This is a genomic window from Acidovorax sp. GW821-FHT09B03 (assembly GCF_059418305.1).
Genome location: NZ_JBWKPP010000002.1, coordinates 675,486 through 693,186, shown reverse-complemented (window position 1 = coordinate 693,186; position 17,701 = coordinate 675,486). Strand labels below are relative to the sequence as shown.

Below are 17,701 nucleotides of genomic sequence, written 5' to 3'. Positions count from 1 at the left end.
CTCCTCGTGTGCACACGGTACACGATTGACTCGACACGCTATCACTAGTTCAACGAACTTCTAACTCACGACACTAGTGGGCGTCCGCCCGAGCGTAAAGAGCCTCAAGCACAAGTCTGGAGAAGAGCGCCTCGACGCGGGGCTGTCTTCGGTCGCAGGGCTGAAGGTCAACGACAGTGTCCTGTCGCCACGGCTGCGTCCGGGAGACCTCCCCGGGACATGCCACCACTTGGCCAATCAGGGGAAGCTGGCATGGGTCAAATGAAGCACGCCAGGCGTCGTGCACTACCAGTGTTCAACTCACCGTTCGAGTTGGGCATCCGCATGGTCTACCTGCTGCAGTCGCTAGGGCCGCGAGGCGCTGACCTGCAGAAGCTCGTGCTCTTAGACTACGCAGTCGTCTACTCGGCGGACTTGAATGGGCCTAGCAGCCTGCACACCCCGGTCCCCTTCCGCGGAGCAGAGCTCCTGAGTCGCCGAGAGCTCATCGAACAAGGTCTGTACCTGATGAGCACGCGAGGTTTGGTCACAGCCTCATGGGATGACTACGGCATCACATACCACGCAGGCGACGCATCGAGGTCGATGACCTCTTCGCTGACGTCGACGTATCTGCGGAAGCTGGAAACGCGATGTGAATGGGTCGCTCAGCATTTCGGGGACTCCGACTCGGCCGACCTGACTAAACAGTTCGCGGACAGCGGCCATCTCTGGGGTGCCGAACTCGAGACGGCGACATCTAACTTGGAGGTCTCGTGGCAATTGTCCTGAAGCGTCTCAAGTCCATCGGTCCGGACAGGGAAGACGCGGTACTCGAGTTCGGCGAGAAGCGAACCCTCATCCGAGGCCCTAGCGACACTGGGAAGTCCTACATCCGCGACTGCCTCTGGTTCTTGCTTGGCGGAGACAAATTGCCAAAGAAGTTTCCGCTCGCCGAGGGCTACCAAGAACTGCAGCTGCGATTCGAGAGTGAGGGCTTTGAGTATGAGGTGCGCCGGGCACTGATTGGCGGCCAGCCGACGGTGTATGTCAGAGCGATGGGCTATGAGGAGCTTGCATTCGAGCCACTAGAAGACGACATCGGCGAACTTCTGGTCGAGCGCAGCGGTGCCCATGGAAAGCAGATCATCCGGTCCTTGAGTGAACGTGGCGCGGTGACTGGTGACGATGTTCGCCATTGGGCTCTGTGGTCCCAGACAGCCATCTTGAGCGAGAACCCAACCAGTGGTGAGGGCTTCGCAGTCACCAAGAGAACGGCCTCGTTCAGCTTGTTTCTCACCGGCGTTGACGACGCCAAGGTGGAGTTGCGGAAGAAGACGTCTGAGGTCGAGCGCATCAAAGGCCAACTGTCGTCCGCCGAGGACGCACTGGCGCGCGTACAGGCAGCGCTGCCCAAGGACGTCAACCGAGGCGACGTTTCAGATGCACTTGAGCGGGTCGATGAGGTCCTGGTGGCAATGTCCTCCCAGTACGACCAGCGTGCGGCCAAGCTGCGCGAACTGCGCCGCGAGATTGCAGATGCATCGGACCAGTTGGCGCGAGCCACGAACAGCTTAAATCACGCCAAATCCATGATTGGCCGATTCGAGCTGTTGGAGCAGAAGTACTCGAACGACTTGGAACGGCTCGGGGCAGCCCACGAGGGCGTGGCTTTCTTCGAAGAGCTTCCCGCTGTCGCTTGCCCACTTTGCAGGACGCCTACCGCAGCTCAGACGGAATCGCAGGACGTGAAGCCTGAGACGGCAGGTCGATACAGGGCCGCTATCAACGCGGAGGCCGAAAAGATTCGAGGGCTTCGTACCGGCCTCTTGACCGCCCTGGAAGGGGAGCGTCGCCGCTTTGGCTCTTGGCAAGCCGACGTGGGTCGGTTCAGCAGCGGGCTGAATGCACTGCAGAACCGAGAGGCGATGGTGATACAGGGCACGCGCATCGAGTTTTCCGCCGACCCCAAGCAGTTGGCAGTCCGCCGCACTGAACTCTCTGCTCAGCTTGGGATCTTCGACGAGATTGAGCGCCTCCGGGTCGAGATTGAGCGGCTCAAGAAGCAGAAGCTGCGCCCGAAGGTTCAGGTGAACCGCGATGGCGGCGCGTCCGGGCGCTCTGTCGCGAATGCGGCGCTGGGCTACTTGATGCATTGGGGATTCACGGACATCGAGAACATTTCTCTCGATGCGGAGGCATGCGACCTAGTCCTGAACGACCGCACCCGGCTCAGCTTCGGCGCCGGGCTGCGCGCTCTATACCTGTCCGCGCTCGTTATCGCACTGATGGAGCACGCACTTGAGCAGGGGCATCCGCACCTTGGCGTCGTGGTCATCGACTCGCCCCTGAAGGCCTACGCTGACCCTGACTCGGATGAAACCCACGAAGTCCCTGTCGCGACGGTCACGGAGAAGTTCTACGCCTGGCTGGCAGAGTTCTCAGGCCGCGGCCAAATCATCGTGCTTGAGAACGAGCGAATTTCCGCAGAGACCGCTGAAAAGCTCAAGCCGATTCAGTTCACAAAAAAGCCTGGTGTCGGCCGGTCCGGCTTCTATCCCCACAGGGTTGTCGCGCCGTCTCAGCCACAGGTGCCCGCTGAAAGTGACGATGGCAATGAGTTGGCTGATGACTGACCCGCAGCTACCAACAATGGGGCACTAGGGACCTCGATTTAGCTGGCCCTGAGTCGAGGCCAGCAATGATCAGGCGCACGCAATTGCCATGACGCAGGGGGCCATGCGTGAACATGGAAAGTTGATGCTTGTTGTAAATGACGAGAGGCTTTGCGAGATGCTGCACATGAAGGAGCGCGGTGAGGACCCCACTGATTGTCTGTTTGAGCTTGCTGACAATTTCCTTCTATCGTTCCCGAGGTGAGCTCTTGTAGATCAGTCGACTCCGACACGGTCTAGCTAGGCGCCGCAACTTGCCGGGCACTTCTCCCTGGATGACGGCTTCCGGGCCTTGAGTTCGGCAAGTTGAAGGACTGCACTCGCCTCGTCCATTGCCTTCAACTCGCAGTGAAACGTGTAGCCCAAGGCAGATTCGCGCCCCTGCAAATTGCGTTGTGGAAAGACCGCTTTGGGCAAGAGCGAACGGCAGCTTTGGGCCCAAAGCCGACTTTTCGCCGCTAACTTATGAGCCGCGTTGCAGCGGTTGCAGCTATTCAGAGACTTGTTCCGGGCATCGCAGAACTATCTGGACATTGGGGTCGCGCTGCGCCAAGGGGACTGCACAGCCATTCGTCCAGCCCCATGGCACGTTCTGTTTACGCCGTGAACATACCGTGGCCCCGACTTGGACTTGGCCGCCCACCTTCATCAGGCCGATACGGGTCACGCGGTCCTGTCCCGACGCTTGCATCGCTCTGCAGAAGGCCTAAACTGCAAGAACGCCATACCCCCAGCCGGCAGTCGACCGAGGCGCGGTGCCAATACCATGCCCAATCGCCTGAACGCCGCCTCCACCAGGTACGAAATTCTGGCGCGAGAAATCGAGCAGCAGATTGCTCGTGGAGTGCTCCGTCCGGGAGACCGCCTGCCTTCCGTGCGCCAGACCTGTTCGAGCCGGGGCTTGAGCCCGACTACGGTCTTTCAAGCCTATTACCTGCTCGAATCCCGTGGCTTGGTCCGGGCGGTACCACGGTCGGGCTACTTTGTCGCCGCCCGCGCTGGCGGCACGTTGCTGCCGGAGCCCCAAACTTCGCAGCCGCAATCCGGGTCGCAGCCTGTCGAGATCAGTGACCTGATCTTCGCGTGCCTGGGTTCCGCACGAGTGCGCAGTATCGTGCCATTGGGCTCTGCGTTCCTGAGCCCGGCCCTGTTTCCGCTCGATCAATTGCGCCGAGCGCTCATCTCCAGCATGCGCCGGCTCGACCCATGGCGCATGGCCGAAGACCTGCCACCGGGCAACCTGCAACTCAAGCGCGAGATTGCAAAACGCTATCTGCGCCAGGGCTTTACTGTGGCCACTGACGAGATCGTGCTCACCCACGGCGCGATGGAGGCACTGAACCTGTGCCTCAACGCGGTTGCGCGGCCCGGCGACGCAGTGGTGGTCGAGTCCCCCACCTTCTACGTGGCACTGCAGGCGCTGCAGCGGCTGGGCCTGCGCGCTATCGAAGTGCCGACGCATGTGCGCGAGGGCATTGATCTTGGTCGCCTTGCGCAGGTGATCGAGCTCTACCGCCCGAAAGCCTGCTGGTTGATGACGACCTTTCAGAACCCTCTGGGCAGCCTGATGCCAGAAGCGAAGAAGCGTGACCTCGTCGCGCTGCTCGCCCGGCACGATGTGCCGTTGATCGAGGACGACGTCTACTCGGAGCTGTACGAAGGCAAGGTAGCGCCACTGCCGGCCAAGGCATTCGACCGCCGCGGACTGGTGCTGCACTGCTCGTCGTTCTCCAAGTGCCTGGCTCCAGGTTACCGCGTTGGCTGGGCCACGCCCGGCAGGTTCACGCGCGACGTCGAACGGATGAAGTTGACGACGAGCCTGTCGGGGTCCATTCCGGTGCAGGCCGCGCTGGCAGCGTACCTCCAGGAAGGTGGCTATGACCGCCACTTGCGAAGCCTGCGCCAGTCGCTGCAGGCGCAGCGCAACAGCGTGTTTGAGGCCCTGACTCGGTCCTTTCCAGAGGGAACTCGGGTAGTGCGGCCGGCTGGCGGCTATTTCGTGTGGGTCGAGTTGCCTACCGGGGTGGATGCGATGGTCCTGCACGCGGCCGCACTGGCACAGCAGATCAGCCTGGCCCCGGGGCCGATGTTCTCGGCGCAAGCGGAGTTTCAGCACCATATCCGGTTGACCTGCGGGCAGCCCTGGAGCGAGACGCTGGAGCGCGCCATGCGTACGCTGGCAAGGCTGATTGACGACGCTCCGCGCGACGCTGCCGCCTAGCGACAGTCGATCTGATCCGGTCGTCCAGGCAAGCAACTGCACATGCCGCAGGCGGGGCTTGCCTGACAAACTGGCGGCATGTCAAAAGAGCAATCCCTCCCAGGTGCCCCGCACCACGATGCTGCGCTGGCTCTCCTGGCGGCAAGCCCCTCGCCAGCGGGCCAGCAGATGACGCTGCACGAGGTGATGGATCGGCTGGGCCCGTCCATCTTCGCCGGGCTGCTCGACGTCGATGGCGTGCTGCGCTACGCCAACCAAGCGGCATTGCGGGCCATAGGCAGTGCGCCCGAGCAAGTGCTCGGCCAGCGATTCGACACCACCCCGTGGTGGCAAGGCTGCGAGGTATCGCGGCAGAGGCTGCAGCAGGCGCTGGCCAGCGCATTGCGCGGCGAGACCTCGCGCTTTGACATACGGGTGGTCACGAGCAGCGGCGACACCTTGTCCATGGACTTCTCGCTGCTGCCGCTCTACGACCTGGAGGGTCGGGTGGTCTGGCTGATCCCCTCTGCGCGCGACGTGAGCGAGCGCGAGCAGGCGCAGCACCAGTTGCTGCTGACCCGCCATGCCGTTGAACAGGCCAACGACGCGCTGCTTCAGATCGGGCCCGACGGTGCCTTTCACGATGCCAACGCGGCCGCTTGCCGGCTGCTGGGCATCGAGCGTGCTGAACTGCTGCGGCTGCGGGTGTCCGACATCGCCCCCCAGGTCGATGAGGCGCAGTGGCCGCAGCGCTGGCGTGAACTGTGCGAGCGCGGTTCCTTGCGATTCGAGACCCGCTTGCGCCACCACGAGGGCTATGAGATTCCGGTCGATGTCTCCGCCAGCCTGGTGACGAGCGGTGACACGTCCTTCGGCCATGTCTGCATTGACGACCTGCGCGAACGCCGTGCCGCCGAACGCCGTATCCGGCAACTGCTGCTGTTCGATGAACTGACCGGTTTGCCAAACCGCCAACTGCTCTCTGAGCGCCTGGGCGCGACCCTGCAGGCCGGCGCCCAGACAGCGGTGCTGGTGCTGGAGCTCGATCGCTTCAAGCGCATCAACGACGGTCTTGGCCTGCATATCGGCGACGCGGCGCTGCGCGAAGTGGCACAGCGCATCGTCGCTGGTGTGCGCAGCGTCGATCTGGTGGCGCGCCGCGGCGGTGATGAGTTCGTGATCGTGGTGGTGGGCACTTCGGCAGAGGCCTTGCTCACGGCGCAAGCGCTGCTCGACGGTATCGCCCGACCGATGACGATCGAGGGGCATGAGATCCACCTGACCTGCAGCATCGGCATCGCAGCGGCACCTGCCGACGGCGACAGCGCCGAGACCCTGTTGCGACGCGCCAATGCAGCGCTGCACCAGGCCAGGCTGCTGGGCCGCAACCAGATCAGCGTGTATGCCGGCGCGCCGCAGGACGACGACCCCCAACGGCTGGCGCTGGAGACCGCGCTGCGCCAGGCGCTGCGCGATGAGCAGCTCGAACTGCACTACCAGCCGCAGGTCGACCTGGTGCAAGGCCGCATCGTCGGCGTCGAGGCCTTACTGCGCTGGCAGCACCCCACAATGGGCCATATCGCGCCGGACCGCTTCATCCCGATCGCCGAAGAGACCGGATTGATCGTCGCCATCGGCGATTGGGTGCTGCGCCGCGCCATCGAGCAGGCTGCGGCCTGGCAGCGTGCCGGGCTGCCACCGCTGCGCATGGCGGCCAATCTGTCGGCGCGCCAACTGGTGCAGCCGGACCTGGCGCGGCGCATCGAAGGCTTGCTCGCTGCAAGCGGCCTGGACCCGCGGCTGTTCGGCGTCGAGGTCACCGAGAGCATACTGATCAACAACTTCGACCAGGCGGTGCAACACCTGCAGGCACTGCGCGCGCTGGGCGTCGAGGTCTCGCTCGACGACTTCGGCACCGGCTACTCGAGCCTGAGCTACCTGCGCCGGCTGCCCGTCGATGTGGTCAAGATCGACCGCTCGCTGGTGCCAGACGTCACCGCTCCCGCAGAAGATGTGTCGATCACGCGCGCCATCATCACGATGGCACACCAGCTGCAGATGAAAGTGCTCGCCGAAGGTGTCGAAAGCGAAGGCCAGGCTGCGCTGCTGGCGGCCAATCAGTGCGACCAGATGCAGGGCTACTGGTTCAGCGCCGCACTGCCAGCGGCAGGGGTCGAAGCAATGCTGCGCGACGGCCGGCAGATCGACCCGTCACTTCTTGACCGGCGTTCGCGACAGCGCACCTTGCTGCTGGTCGACGACGAAGAAAACGTTCTCGCGGCGCTGCGTCGGCTGCTTCGCGGCGAAGGTTGGCTGATTCTCAGCGCCACCAGCGCGGAGCAGGCGCTGCAGCTGATGGCGCGGAACGAGATCGACGTGATCCTGTCCGACCAGCGCATGCCTGGCATGACCGGCGTTGAGCTGCTGCGCCGGGCCAAGCAGCTGTACCCGGAGACGATCCGGCTGGTGCTGTCGGGCTACACCGAGCTGCAGTCGATCACCGACGCCATCAACGAGGGGGCGATCTACAAGTTTCTCGCCAAGCCCTGGGACGACGCAGAGCTGCGCGCCCACCTGCGAGAGGCCTTCACGTTGAAGGAGATGGCAGACCACAACCGCCGTCTTGACCGGGAGGTGCAGACCGCCAACCGAGACCTGGCCGAGCTGAGCCAGCGGCTGCAGACGCTGCTGTGTGCACAGCGCGAACAGAACCAGCGCGAGGTCGGCAGCCGGGAGGCAGCGCAAGAACTGCTGGACGCCGTGCCGGTGCCTGCAGTGGGCGTCGACGACGAAGGCCTGCTGGTCTTCGCCAATGCGCCGGCCCTGGCGCTGTGCAGGCTGCGTGAGGGGTTTCTCGGCGGGGCTGCGATCGATTACCTGCCACCCAACCTGCTGCGGGCTCTGCACGGTGAATCCATCCTGGTCACACTGGCCGGCCGCCGCTGGTGGGCCATGAGCCGGAATTTGACTGGCAATGCACGCGGCCGCCTGTTGGTGCTGTTGCCCCAAGCGGGAGCCTTGAAATGACCCTTGCAGCGACCCCCGACACACCACCGGTGGTGCCAACGCACCTGTTTCGCCACAGCCTGCGTGACGGGCGGGTGCATCCGCTGTTGCACCTTGTGCAGCGCTACCGCCAGGAGTTCAAGCAATGAGCACGCCCACCCGACCGATCTCCCGTGACGATCTGCTTGCCGCGCTGCGCGATCTTCCCCCGCTGCCTTCAGTGGTGCTCGAACTGGTCGAGTCGCTCGGCCACGAGGAACTCAGCGCCACGCAGTACGCAAACAAGATTTCGCGCGACCAGGCGCTGGCCGCCAAGATACTGCGCCTGGCCAACTCGTCGTTCTACGGTCGCGGCCGGCAGGTTCGCTCGGTGCCCGAGGCAATCACCATACTGGGCCTGCGCACGGTACGCGGCGCGGTCACTGCCGCGGGATTGGCCGGCAGCTTCCGGCGCCATCCCGGCTTCGACCAGACCACTTTCTGGCGCCACTCGCTCGGCAGTGCCCTGTGTGCCCAGGCACTGGCCGGTGAACTGCGGCGCGACGACGCGGATGTGGCGTTCACGGTCGGACTGCTGCACGACATCGGCCGGTTGGCGCTGGCCAACGCGTTTGCGCCAGCCTATGCTGAAGCCGAGCGTTGGCGGCATGACAGGGATTGCAACATCGGTGATGCCGAGCACGCCGTGCTCGGTATCGATCACGCCGAGATCGGCGGGCTGATCGCACGGCAGTGGAATTTCGCGCCCGCCATCGTGGATGCCATCCGCCAGCACCACTCACCGCCAGCCACCGCGGAGCTCACGCTGACGGGCATCGCGCATGTGGGCGATGCCATCGCTCACGCCCTTGGTCTGGCCGGCGACGCCGAAGAGGCGGTGCCAGCGTTGGTGCTGCCGGTCTGGGCAGCCTGTGGCCTGGACGACGCAGCCTGCATGCGGGTGTTTGCGCACGCCGAGGCCCAGTTGGAAACCGTCTGCCAGGCGCTGCTTCATTGAAGGAAAACCATGTCTGATTCCGAACTCATCGCGCTGCAGCGCGCGAACCAGGAGCTGCGCTCTTTGAATGAAAGCCTGCGCAGCGCGCAGCACCAGTTGCTGCAGTCCGAACGACTGGCGTCGATCGGGCAGCTCGCCGCCGGCGTAGCACACGAAATCAACAACCCGATCGGCTATGTGTTCTCGAACTTCGGCACGCTCGAAGCCTATCTGCAGCGCCTGTTCGAGATGCTCGAAGCCTACGAGCAGGCCGAGCCTGAGCTGGCCGGTAGCGCCATCGCGACGCAGCTCGCGGCCTTGCGTGAGCGGGTCGAACTCGACTATTTGAAGCTGGACATCCCGATGCTGATGGGCGAGTCGAGGGAGGGCCTGTCGCGCGTGCGCAAGATCGTCCAGGACCTGAAGGACTTCTCGCGTGTCGATACCCACCAGGAGTGGGCGTGGGCCTCACTGCACCAAGGCATCGACTCGACGCTGAACATCGTTGCCAACGAGATCAAGTACCGTGCCGATGTTCGCCGCGAGTACGGCACCTTGCCCGACATCGAATGCCTGCCGTCGGAGTTGAACCAGGTGTTCCTGAATCTGCTGGTGAATGCAGCCCATGCGTTCGGCCCGGAACGCGGGCTCATCGTCGTGCGCAGCGGCGACATCGGGGACGAAGTATGGGTCGAGGTCGAGGACAACGGCAGCGGCATCGCCCCCGAACACCTGGAGCGTGTCTTCGACCCCTTCTTCACCACCAAGCCGGTGGGCCGCGGCACCGGCCTGGGCCTGTCGCTGGCCTACGGCATCGTGCAAAAGCACCATGGCCGCATTGACGTACGCAGCGAACCGGGCCGCGGCTCGTGCTTTCGCGTCACGCTGCCGGTGCGGCGCCCGGGCAGTGAAGGAGGTGCGGAATGAGCGTCGCCACCCCGACCTGGACGGTGCTTGCCGTCGACGACGAGCCCAACATCCTGGCCGCGCTGCGGCGGCTGTTCCGCGCGACGGGCTGGCGCATCCTGACGGCCGGGAGTGCGCAAGAGGCGCTGGCCTTGCTCGCCCTTGAGCCCGTCAACGCCGTACTGTCGGACATGCGGATGCCTGGCATGGACGGCGTGCAGTTGCTCGAAAAGGTCCGCCTGGGGTGGCCGCATGTCGCGCGACTGCTGCTGACAGGCCAGGCCGATCTGGGCTCGACCATCGCCGCCATCAACCGCGGTTGGTTGCACCGCTACATCACCAAACCCTGGAACGACGACGAACTGGTGCTGACAATGAGCCAGGTCGCACAGATCCAGCAACTGGACGCCGACAAGCAGGCACTGGAGCGGCTGACGCAACAGCAAAACGACGAGCTCAAGGCGCTGAACGAAGGGCTGGAGGCCCGCGTCGCCGTACGTACCGGTGAGCTGGCCACCGCCAACGACAAAGTCAAGCGCAACTACCTCACGTCCATCAAGGCCTTCACTGCGCTGATCGAGCTGCGTGGCAGCGCCCAGGTTGGACATGCGCGACAAGTCGCCGACCTGGCGCGGCGCATTGCGCGCGCGATGGCGCTGGATGCCGAGACCGCACACAATCTGGCGATTGCCGCGCTGTTGCACGACATCGGCCATATCGGTCTGAGCGACACCGTGCTGTCGCGACCGGTGGGGCGGCTCGACCGGGATGAACTGCGGCGCTACCAGCTGCATCCTGTTCTCGGAGAACAGGCCTTGCTGGCCAGCGACGACATGCAGGGCGTCGCACCGCTGATTCGCGCCCACCACGAGCGCTGGGATGGACAAGGCTTTCCCGACGGCCTGCGCGGCACCGCGATCCCAATTGGCGCCCGCATCCTGGCGGTGGCCGACACCTTTGAGGACCTGTGCAGCGGCCGCATCGACGGTCAGGTCTTGAGCCCGCTGGAAGCGCGCCGCGCGGTGATCGCCGGGCGTGGCAGCCGGTTCGACCCGGGTGTGGTCGATGCCTTCGCGGCACTGTTCGCGGCTGCGCCCCCCAAGCCGACCGTTGCGGCGCTGCGCCTGCCCACCGCGGAGCTGCGCCCCGGCCATACGCTGACACAGGATTTTGTGTCGCCGGAGGGTGTTCTGCTGCTGTCGGTCGGCCAGCGGCTGACCGAGGATCTCATCGGCCGCATCCGTGCCTTCGAACTCAAACATGGCCTGTCGCTGACGCTGGCCGTGCAACTGCCCCAGGAGGTGACCCCATGAAGCGTTTGCTGATCATCGATGACGAAGCGCCGGTACTGCACGCCTTGCGCCGTTTGCTGCAGTTGCATTTCAAGCCGCAGCAGCTCAGCGTGGAAATTTTCTCCGATCCGTTGCTCGCACTGCAACGCTTGCAGCAGGAGCGTTTCGACGTGCTGATCAGCGACTACCGCATGCCGCAGCTGGACGGCGTGACACTGCTCGCCCACGCCAGGGACCTGGACCCTCGCGCAGTGCGCATGATGCTCAGCGCCGCCGCCGACTTCGCCACTGTGCTGGCCGCGGTGAATCGTGCGGGGGTATTTCGCTACATCCCGAAGCCTTGGAGCGAACAGCAGTTGGTGGCTGACCTGCATGCAGCGCTGGCGTTCGACCCTTGCGCGACACCGAGCGCATACGAATTGGAACGCAGACGGCTTGAAGCGCTGGAGCCGGGCATCACGCAGGTCGAGTGGGGTCCGAACGGCGAGGTGCTGATGCCCGGCGATTTATTGACGCGACCGGGCGAGTTATGAATCCGCCTCAGAGCAGCCGCCGCAACTCCATTGCCGAACTGGTTCGCAGCGGCGTTGACGCCTGGGCGAGGTCGGCGTTCTTTGTCCAGGCGCAGAATTCTCCAGATGACTGGTTTTGGCCGATAGCCGAAGTCTAGCCGACCGTCCCAACTGTTCCTCAGCGAGGCGGCAGGCGATCTGCCTACGTCTGACCGTGGTGTCGAACTCTGTGACCACGGTGCCGAACCGGCCGTCCAGGAGCTCCGAAATATGCACAGGTCACCGAACGTGTAGTCGGGATCGATGGCATCTATCTCAACGTAAAAGCCGAACTGGCGTTTGAACAACGGGCGGGCGCCCACCAGCAAGTTGATGCCGGGGCCGATCTGGGCGCCCGTGGCTTTCTAGAACTTGGGAAGGATCCGGCTGGCCGTGTTGGCCCAGATCGCCGCACTGGTCTTGGCCACCACGACGCCTTGCTATCTAGCTTGGAAACCTCCAGGTAGACATGAGCGCCACGCACGAGGGTGTCCACAACCTCGACCAAGGTCCAGCCCTCGGCCCGCAAGGCCTGTGCCACGGCCGAGGCGACACCGCTAAGCAGCTGCGATAGAGGGACTCACCGTGGAGCGGCCAAGAGGCTCCTAGAGCCGCCCTGGTCCATCTCTGGGCTGATCATGCGGTGGAAGCGGGCGGAGGCGCATCGCCGCCGGCGGGAAACCAATCGGCGAACAGTGTGAGCGCGAGACCAACTGGGACGTACAACTGCTTGCGCGTTGGATTCCATTGACCGACTTCTGGTGGTGCATCAGTCCATGGCGAGCCTTGGCGCCATGACTGCACATCCATGAAGTCGCGCTCGCAGCCGGTGCAGCGCAGCCACTCCGTGGTGCGCATGGCACCGCTGGCGTCGCGCGTGATCACCTTGCGGTCGCTGGTCGCGCGGCAGATGCCACAGCAGTTCCTCGGAGATGGTTGAGAGGACTCCATGCCTGCGGCTTTACCCTCGATCGTCCACCACGTTGAACTCGAATCGAAAATTGACGGCGACAGTATCTGGCAGCGTCAACACCAGGCGAGTCTCTTGGGGATGGAAAATGGTCTCGCCATCACTATCGACAGCGCCTTGGCTCACCGAGAGAGTTTCAATCTTGCTGGTCAGGGTCTTACGGGTTGCATCCCAGCCGAACTGGCCAGGGCGCAACTTCTGGCGCTGCAGCCAGGTCCAGATTTCAACAAGCTCCGCTTCGACTTCTGGCTGCTGGCCGCGACTGCTATGGGCCAGGGCGGAGAACTCGTACTGTTGGTCGCGCAGGACCCATTTGAATTGGAAGTGCTTCATCGTTGGGCGTTCAGGATGGAGAGATTGTCCCAAATACGCAAAAGCGCCTATCCGCGACAGCAGTCTGAACATGGAACAGCGTTCGTTCGACGTAACACTCGCTATCAAATACAATCCTCAATGACGCGCCGACCTGCTCCCCCAGAAATGGGCGCCCCGGTGTACAGAGTGTGAAGGCCTCCGCAAGGAGGCTTTCCGCTTTCTGCGGTTCGCCGCCACAGCCATCACCCTGCGGAAACTGCGGTACGCGAGCAATTAGATTGGAAAAGATCCCTCGTTTTATCTTCATCCAAACCGCTCGCATGCCAAGGCCAACTTGAAGCCACATACAGAACCCGTCCCAAACTGATCTGGCGCGTTTTTCTCCTAAAGACTTTGCAGACGCTGTGCCAGCTCTTGTGCGGACCGCTCTGTCAAACCCGTCTTGCCGTTGACCAGAAACAGTGATCGATTGAAGGGTCGGTAAAGCCAGGGTCTATCGTCGACAGCGAGCCAGGGGAAAGCGAGGCGGCCTTTGGACCGCAGCCATGCATTGCATTCTGCCTCTCGCTCAAAGCTAGCCAAGGAATCAGGCACATCGTTGAGTAGTGACATCGCAGGGGTTACACCGATGACCCTGTGCGCCACGTCCGCTGAGAAGTGAACGAGAAGCTCTTCAAGTCCTCGCTGCAAACGCCAGGTGCTTGTGATCACGATGTCGACATCCAGGACCCGTCGTAGTGCCTCTTCAAAAAACGGAAGGCAACAGAAGTGCCTCGACTCATGGCAGAACTCGGGATGTAGCACCCCGTCGAAGTCAAGGAAAAGCGTTCGCATTGCCGTAGGTACTACTGCCTTGCTGCAATGCAAGGGCTATATTTTTGGGACACCTATCCATTGAGGTAGCCTACTGGATGGGCGGCAGCAGGCTGCCCTTTTCGCCGTTCCACACACCGGTCAAGACTGCGTTCCAAACGGTCTCGCTCACGTCGCCCGATATCACGACAAGCTCACGTGCGGCGTTCAGCGTGATGAGGCCACGGAGCACCTCGTTGTCCTCCGGGGCAGCACAAAGCCGATACCTGCGACCCGATTCTGTTGTGATGGTGGCGCGAGGAAGGTCGATCGCCATCAGCGCCGATGTGAGCCTGAAGGAGCCGCAAGCCATCTGTACCGCCAGATGCAGTGCCCCATTGCCCCGCTGCAAAATGCGCCAGTGAAGCAGGTCTACCAGAGGCTGCAACCGGATTTCGGGAGCCAGTCGCTCATTGACAAAGGCAAGTAGGCCCATCATCCACCTCGCGCTTGCAGGCATGCCTGCGGATCGGACCTCATGGCTGCACCTCTCGATCACTTTGCGCCTCTGAACCAGCAGAGCCAACCTGACGCGAAGGCTTGGCTCTGCGTTCGGGAGCGCGACCGGCGGGGTCAACTCCGCTCGGGCTGGCGTGTGGTTGAAGTCGTCCTTCCGCTACTGCTCGGTTGAGAGCTTGGACCGACCGGCTGATGCTTTCCCGCTTCATGCGGGAAAGCTCTGCCTGCTTTTCATCGGTGAATTTTTCTGATGCAGCCATTGAGTCTCCTCATTGCAAAGCAGAGTCTTATCCAGGCGAAGCGTGCAGTTCTTCATTGAGGATGAGGATGCACCAACCACCTACGAACGCTCTCAACACAGCCCAGAGCGGTCTCGTTGATGAACTCTAGTGCCCATCAGCAGCGAAACCCACTACCTCGAGCGTCGGCGCGCTTGCGAACGGCGTCGACCGTCGGAAACTTCCCTTCGGGGAATCCATCGAGGTCGCATTCCGCACGCCGGTAGAAAAAGGAGGAAAGGCCCGGAGACCTTCTCCCGGTCAACCCGAAGGAAGACCTGTGCGAGGTTCTGTTGTCCCCTGCTGGTTTGCAGGACCTGCGTCGTAACAGGCAGCTGGTCCGTTTCCTCGCTCGCTCTCAACCGTCTTACTTCTACTATTGATGGGCCCACCGGAGTGGCGGACCGTCCATGTGGTGTGCGATATGGGCGCTCAAGGATTAGCCGCTGCCTAACCGCCCCAAGTTCTGCCCTTTACGAGCTGGCCAGGGGGGGCGCTACGCGGGCCTCTTCATATGTTTTATGAGCGGGGAGACTCAAGCACGCTCCGGGCAGTCTGGGCATTAGTCGTTAAGTCATAAACCTGGTCCTTTTCAAAATGCGACTAGTTGGTCGTGGTCTTTTTAGTCGCCATCAGCGGAAATCGAGTGAATGCCCACTCGAAAGTCAGATCCTCCGAAAGCCGCCGTCGGCCGCGCGCTCAAGCAGTTGCGCAATGCACGCGGCTTCACCCAGGAAGACCTGATCCCTGCGATCAGTCGTCGGCATGTTGGTCGAGTGGAGCAAGGCGCACAGGTCCCAAGTATTGGTATGGTGGAGCACCTCGCAGAAGGCTTGCAGGTACATCCATTGACAGTTCTGGCAGTGGCATATGCACGCAGGTTCGACGCAGCCTCCATCGAGAAAGTGCTGAAGTCCGTGCGAGCTGATCTTTCTACGCTCCTGCCTGAGGACGCCTCTTAGACTTTCTTTCCCGCCGCGGGGAACTTCCTTTCACCATGATGGCGTTGATGCCTGTCAGCATGGTGACCGATTCGTCGTCATTCGGACGATTGAGCAGCCTGTTCACGATCTCGCGGTCGGCAGCGACACTGAGAAGCATCATCACCTCTTGCAACTGCTCCAAGCTAGCTCCAAATTTAAGCTCGCCATCCGACGAGGGTGCAGGATCGGCCTTTGCCATCAAGAGCAGCGCAATCGCTACCGCTGCGTTTGGCTCTCCATCAGGACCTCGCACGCCTTCGCCCCACAGCATCGCCCGAAGTTGATCGGAAACGCAGATCAACTGGGGGTCGCTCAAGCTTTTCGGGAGGATCGCGTCCCAGCCACCGTTTTCAAGGATTTCTGAGATATCCAACTCACTGAAGTGGCCAATGTGATCTCTGTCTAGCTGCAGCATGCTCGTGAAATATTTGAGGGACTAGTTGGTCCCATTCGGGACGGAGCGTGCGAAGATAGCTGAACTTTCGACGCGCAATCTCGTTGGAGGCAAGCCTTTTGAAAATGGAAAGCTCTAGGTTGCCTTGCAACTGAATCTGCGCAACCAGAATGTTGTCTTGAACCTCTCCGCCACCCGCCCTTGACGAGTCGATTGGATCTATCCCGCTTGGTTGAACTCGACAGCCAGCTTCGCGAACTCGCGAAGCTGCAGGGATTAGGCTTGCCCAGGAGTGGATGGGTGAAGACAGTGCGGCTGGCGCTCGGCATGAACTCCGAGACCTTAGGTCGCCGCATAGGAATTTCTCAACAAGGCGTCAGAAAACTTGAACAGTCCGAGGCTGAGGGTTCGATCTCACTGAATACTCTGGCCAAGATTGCAGATGGCTTGAACTGCGACGTACGGTATGTACTCGTACCAAGGATCAGCTTGGTGGACCAAGTGATGGCACGAGCGATGGAGCACTCTAAAGGCGCTGTTCCGCTGAGAGCTGGCAGGACAGCGATAAACATTGATGGCGAGTCGCTGGCAGCGCTGGCGTCGGTACTCTCGAACATCGACAACCGAGCATTTTGGTAGTTGGCTTCTGACGCGACGACGGGCGGCCGCCTTCCGGCCCTAGCGCGCTTGCCCGCGCAGTAGGACTGCGTTACTCGACGGAGCAGAGGCAAGTCGGTTGCCAGAAAAAATTGCTCTTGCCGGCGGCCTCAACCGCCGCAGCCAAGCCCTACAAGCTCCAAATACTTGGCAATGCCTCCTAAAGAGGCCTGCGCTGGGGGCGCTACGGACACGGCGCGAGCGCGCCTGCCAAGGCAGTCTGGAGCAGCGTTGGCGAAAAGCGGTTGTCAGCTCGTGTCTTTGGCTTGATGCCGTAGGCACGCTGCAAGTAGCCTAGCGATAGTTAGCAGACGAGCTTTAGCATGCTATGGATTTGGATGGCTGCCACATCACAGGAAGAATGGCTCTTCCTTAGCAAAAGCTGTCAAGGCTACTTGTCGCGTCCACAGGTAGACCGCCCCCTTGGGCATATCCCACTCCAGCACGTTGCTGATGGCATTGGTGGCCGCGCCGCGGTGGTGGTAGACCACGCCCTTGGGGTTGCCGGTGGTGCCGCTGGTGTAGTTCAGCGCAATGGCGTCCCACTCGTCGGCGGGCAGTTCCCAGGTGTGCTGTTCATCGCCCGCGGCCACGAAGGCGTCGTAGTCCGTGCCGCCCAGGTCCTGCACGGCCGGGCCGTACACGGCGTCCTGCACCGTGAGCACCAGCAGCGGCGCCTGGGACTTGCGCCATGCCAGGGCCTTGGCGAGGGTGCCGGTGAACTCCGGGTCGACGATGATGGCGCGCGCCTCGCCGTGGTCGAGCATGAAGGCGATGGTCTCGGGATCGAGCCGGGTATTGATGGCATTGAGCACGGCGCCGGCCATCGGCACACCGAAATGCGCCTCCACCATGGGCGGGGTGTTGGGCAGCAGTGCCGCCACGGTGTCGTTCTTGCCGATGCCGGCGCGGTTCAGGCTGCTGGCCAGCTGGCGGCAGCGCGCATGGGTCTGTCCCCAGGTCTGGCGCAGGCTGCCGTGCACGATGGCCAGGCGGTCGGGGTAGACCTCGGCCGTGCGCTCGATGAAGGACAGGGGCGACAGGGGCGCGAAGTTGGCGCTGTTGCGGTCCAGGTGCTGGTCGAACATAGGGGGCATGGCGGCGTTCCTTGGCAGTTGAGAACCTGTTCTAAGGGCAATCGGGCCATTAGACCAAAGGGCCATGCCGCCGCATTCAGGGCCAACCCGCGGGCCGTCCGTCCTTCCTGG

General features: G+C 62.6%; 17 protein-coding genes and 1 pseudogene. 13 read left to right on the top strand and 5 right to left on the bottom strand.

Annotation, left to right across the window (positions count from 1 at the left end; translation table 11 throughout):
* Positions 1-76: 76 nt before the first annotated feature.
* The 11 genes from AC07PA_RS06465 (at position 77) to AC07PA_RS06415 (ending at position 12,525) form a co-directional block, all read left to right on the top strand.
* The gene (locus AC07PA_RS06465; RefSeq protein ID WP_494610172.1) at positions 77-265 is read left to right on the top strand and encodes an ABC-three component system protein; all 189 of its coding nucleotides are present in this window, start codon (positions 77-79) and stop codon (positions 263-265) included.
* Entirely contained in the window at positions 220-771 is a 552-nt protein-coding gene (locus AC07PA_RS06460) for an ABC-three component system middle component 2 (protein WP_494610170.1), read from the top strand. The genes AC07PA_RS06465 and AC07PA_RS06460 overlap by 46 nt, the downstream gene beginning before the upstream one ends.
* Positions 756-2,615 carry a P-loop NTPase family protein gene (locus AC07PA_RS06455; protein ID WP_494610169.1) on the top strand — a complete coding sequence of 620 codons (1,860 nt, stop codon included), beginning with the start codon at positions 756-758 and terminating at the stop codon, positions 2,613-2,615. The genes AC07PA_RS06460 and AC07PA_RS06455 overlap by 16 nt, the downstream gene beginning before the upstream one ends.
* 805 nt (positions 2,616-3,420) lie before the next feature.
* Entirely contained in the window at positions 3,421-4,875 is a 1,455-nt protein-coding gene (locus tag AC07PA_RS06450) for an aminotransferase-like domain-containing protein (RefSeq protein ID WP_494610168.1), read from the top strand.
* Positions 4,876-5,043: 168 nt separating this feature from the next.
* Complete coding sequence (locus tag AC07PA_RS06445; protein WP_494610167.1) at positions 5,044-7,881, top strand: EAL domain-containing protein; 2,838 nt, start codon at positions 5,044-5,046, stop codon at positions 7,879-7,881.
* Entirely contained in the window at positions 7,878-8,009 is a 132-nt protein-coding gene (locus AC07PA_RS06440; protein WP_322592617.1) for a hypothetical protein, read from the top strand. Before AC07PA_RS06445 ends, AC07PA_RS06440 begins: the two co-directional genes overlap by 4 nt.
* Positions 8,006-8,857 carry an HDOD domain-containing protein gene (locus AC07PA_RS06435; RefSeq protein WP_494610166.1) on the top strand — a complete coding sequence of 284 codons (852 nt, stop codon included), beginning with the start codon at positions 8,006-8,008 and terminating at the stop codon, positions 8,855-8,857. The genes AC07PA_RS06440 and AC07PA_RS06435 overlap by 4 nt, the downstream gene beginning before the upstream one ends.
* A 9-nt stretch (positions 8,858-8,866) precedes the next feature.
* On the top strand, positions 8,867-9,763 hold the full coding sequence (locus AC07PA_RS06430; RefSeq protein ID WP_494610165.1) for an ATP-binding protein: 897 nt from the start codon (positions 8,867-8,869) through the stop codon (positions 9,761-9,763).
* The gene (gene nosR, locus AC07PA_RS06425; protein ID WP_494610164.1) at positions 9,760-11,055 is read left to right on the top strand and encodes a response regulator c-di-GMP phosphodiesterase, NosR family; all 1,296 of its coding nucleotides are present in this window, start codon (positions 9,760-9,762) and stop codon (positions 11,053-11,055) included. Before AC07PA_RS06430 ends, nosR begins: the two co-directional genes overlap by 4 nt.
* Positions 11,052-11,567 (top strand): response regulator, encoded by a 516-nt coding sequence (locus AC07PA_RS06420; protein ID WP_494610163.1) that lies wholly within the window; start codon positions 11,052-11,054, stop codon positions 11,565-11,567. The genes nosR and AC07PA_RS06420 overlap by 4 nt, the downstream gene beginning before the upstream one ends.
* An 826-nt stretch (positions 11,568-12,393) precedes the next feature.
* A complete protein-coding gene (locus AC07PA_RS06415) occupies positions 12,394-12,525 on the top strand; it encodes a hypothetical protein (protein WP_494610162.1) in 132 nt (43 codons plus the stop codon).
* A 21-nt stretch (positions 12,526-12,546) separates the two neighbouring features.
* Here AC07PA_RS06415 and AC07PA_RS06410 read toward each other — a convergent pair whose 3' ends face one another.
* From AC07PA_RS06410 to AC07PA_RS06400, 3 genes are all read right to left on the bottom strand, one after another.
* Complete coding sequence (locus AC07PA_RS06410; protein WP_494610161.1) at positions 12,547-12,960, bottom strand: hypothetical protein; 414 nt, start codon at positions 12,958-12,960, stop codon at positions 12,547-12,549.
* Between the two features lie 294 nt (positions 12,961-13,254).
* On the bottom strand, positions 13,255-13,704 hold the full coding sequence (locus AC07PA_RS06405) for an HAD domain-containing protein (RefSeq protein ID WP_494610160.1): 450 nt from the start codon (positions 13,702-13,704) through the stop codon (positions 13,255-13,257).
* A 70-nt stretch (positions 13,705-13,774) separates the two neighbouring features.
* On the bottom strand, positions 13,775-14,161 hold the full coding sequence (locus tag AC07PA_RS06400; RefSeq protein WP_494610159.1) for a hypothetical protein: 387 nt from the start codon (positions 14,159-14,161) through the stop codon (positions 13,775-13,777).
* A 948-nt stretch (positions 14,162-15,109) separates the two neighbouring features.
* Here AC07PA_RS06400 and AC07PA_RS06395 point away from each other — a divergent pair.
* On the top strand, positions 15,110-15,421 hold the full coding sequence (locus tag AC07PA_RS06395) for a helix-turn-helix domain-containing protein (RefSeq protein ID WP_494610158.1): 312 nt from the start codon (positions 15,110-15,112) through the stop codon (positions 15,419-15,421).
* On the opposite strand, the gene AC07PA_RS06390 is transcribed toward AC07PA_RS06395, so the two are convergent.
* Positions 15,393-15,857, bottom strand: coding sequence for a hypothetical protein (locus AC07PA_RS06390; protein ID WP_494610157.1), 465 nt, complete (start codon positions 15,855-15,857; stop codon positions 15,393-15,395). The two genes, AC07PA_RS06395 and AC07PA_RS06390, sit on opposite strands and share 29 nt — an antisense overlap.
* 207 nt (positions 15,858-16,064) lie before the next feature.
* Here AC07PA_RS06390 and AC07PA_RS06385 point away from each other — a divergent pair, with 207 nt between their 5' ends.
* Positions 16,065-16,475 carry a helix-turn-helix domain-containing protein gene (locus AC07PA_RS06385; protein ID WP_494610156.1) on the top strand — a complete coding sequence of 137 codons (411 nt, stop codon included), beginning with the start codon at positions 16,065-16,067 and terminating at the stop codon, positions 16,473-16,475.
* Between the two features lie 419 nt (positions 16,476-16,894).
* Here the strand turns inward: AC07PA_RS06385 and AC07PA_RS06380 are convergent.
* Positions 16,895-17,590 (bottom strand): annotated as a pseudogene (locus AC07PA_RS06380) (AMP-binding protein); the annotation flags it as partial.
* Positions 17,591-17,701: the final 111 nt, after the last annotated feature.

Coding starts and splice junctions, on each gene's coding strand:
- AC07PA_RS06410 (WP_494610161.1), bottom strand. CDS start 12,960: ATGTTCAGACTGCTGTCGCGGATAGGCGCTTTTGCGTATTTGGGACAA.
- AC07PA_RS06415 (WP_494610162.1), top strand. CDS start 12,394: ATGAAGTCGCGCTCGCAGCCGGTGCAGCGCAGCCACTCCGTGGTGCGC.
- AC07PA_RS06395 (WP_494610158.1), top strand. CDS start 15,110: ATGCCCACTCGAAAGTCAGATCCTCCGAAAGCCGCCGTCGGCCGCGCG.
- AC07PA_RS06435 (WP_494610166.1), top strand. CDS start 8,006: ATGAGCACGCCCACCCGACCGATCTCCCGTGACGATCTGCTTGCCGCG.
- AC07PA_RS06445 (WP_494610167.1), top strand. CDS start 5,044: ATGACGCTGCACGAGGTGATGGATCGGCTGGGCCCGTCCATCTTCGCC.
- AC07PA_RS06430 (WP_494610165.1), top strand. CDS start 8,867: ATGTCTGATTCCGAACTCATCGCGCTGCAGCGCGCGAACCAGGAGCTG.
- AC07PA_RS06440 (WP_322592617.1), top strand. CDS start 7,878: ATGACCCTTGCAGCGACCCCCGACACACCACCGGTGGTGCCAACGCAC.
- AC07PA_RS06450 (WP_494610168.1), top strand. CDS start 3,421: ATGCCCAATCGCCTGAACGCCGCCTCCACCAGGTACGAAATTCTGGCG.
- AC07PA_RS06460 (WP_494610170.1), top strand. CDS start 220: ATGCCACCACTTGGCCAATCAGGGGAAGCTGGCATGGGTCAAATGAAG.
- AC07PA_RS06405 (WP_494610160.1), bottom strand. CDS start 13,704: ATGCGAACGCTTTTCCTTGACTTCGACGGGGTGCTACATCCCGAGTTC.
- AC07PA_RS06400 (WP_494610159.1), bottom strand. CDS start 14,161: ATGATGGGCCTACTTGCCTTTGTCAATGAGCGACTGGCTCCCGAAATC.
- AC07PA_RS06420 (WP_494610163.1), top strand. CDS start 11,052: ATGAAGCGTTTGCTGATCATCGATGACGAAGCGCCGGTACTGCACGCC.
- nosR (WP_494610164.1), top strand. CDS start 9,760: ATGAGCGTCGCCACCCCGACCTGGACGGTGCTTGCCGTCGACGACGAG.
- AC07PA_RS06390 (WP_494610157.1), bottom strand. CDS start 15,857: ATGCTGCAGCTAGACAGAGATCACATTGGCCACTTCAGTGAGTTGGAT.